This window comes from Poseidonibacter sp., assembly GCF_041821165.1.
GTDB lineage: Bacteria > Campylobacterota > Campylobacteria > Campylobacterales > Arcobacteraceae > Poseidonibacter.
In genome coordinates, this window is the sequence record NZ_JBGUES010000281.1 from 1 (window position 1) to 1168 (window position 1168).

Annotated in this window: 1 protein-coding gene; it reads left to right on the forward strand. The window is 22.0% G+C overall.

Annotated features, from left to right (window positions below; translation table 11 throughout):
• On the forward strand, positions 1-1132 hold a 1132-nt coding region (locus tag ACERKK_RS13165), incomplete at its 5' end, for a lytic transglycosylase domain-containing protein (RefSeq protein WP_373773530.1).
• Positions 1133-1168: the final 36 nt, after the last annotated feature.

Sequence of the window (1168 nt, forward strand, 5' to 3'; positions counted from 1 at the left end):
CAGTAATTTTAGAAAGAAAAAATTTAACTATCCAATACCACAATCATTTGTAAATGATATCTCAAATGAGAAAGATTTTAATAAGTTTGTAAAGTTAGTAACTTCAAATGATAATCTTATAAATTTACAGCGTTCTTTATTTAAAGTAGATGATAATAAAAATATTACTCATAGAACTCTTTTTTTATTAGGAATTAATGCTCTTAAACATAATAATAAAACTTATGCTTTAAAATATTTTGAATATGCATATAAAAAAGCATATTTTCAAAGTGATAAAGATAAAGTAGTTTTTTGGCAATATTTACTTAACAAAGATAAGTTATTATTAAAAAAACTTTCTAAGAGTTTTAGTATAAATATTTACTCTTTATATGCAAAAGAGTTATTAAATGTATCTATTGATAATATTGTTTATGATATTAAAATTTTAAATAAAGAATCAAATTTTGATACACTTGATCATTTTAAATGGATGGAAGTTTTAGAAAATACAAAAAAGAATTTTGATGAAAAAAAATTATCAAAATATCATAAACTATTTTCAAGTGAAGATACCTTAGCTCATTATGCTTTTATATTGGAACGATTTTATAAATATAAAAAGCAATATTTTATAACTCCATATAAACAGATATTGTCAAAATATGATATTGAAAGACAAGTTTTAATTTATTCAATTGCTAAACAAGAAAGCCATTTTATTCCAACTGTTGCATCTGTTGCTACTGCACAAGGTGTAATGCAAATAATGCCATTTTTATCTAAAGATATAGCAAGAAGGATAAATAAACCTTATAATATTTATGAGCAGTTTGTTCCAAAAGTAAATTTAGAGTATTCAAATATTCATTTAAATAACTTGTCAAAGCAATTTAATAATAACCCTTTGTTTATGGCTTATGCTTATAATGGTGGTGCAGGATATTTTAAAAGTCAGTTAAAAAGGAACTTATTTACAAAAAGAGGTAAATATGAGCCTTTTATGAGTATTGAATCTGTTTCTTATCCAGAAACTAGGAATTATGGTAAAAAAGTTTTAGCAAATTACTATATTTATAATAATCATATAAATAAAGATAATAAGATTAAACTTTCTACGATTTTTCAAAATTTAATTGTACCGCACTAGTCTCATTATTTTGTAGTTTTAATTTTAAATTGTAGT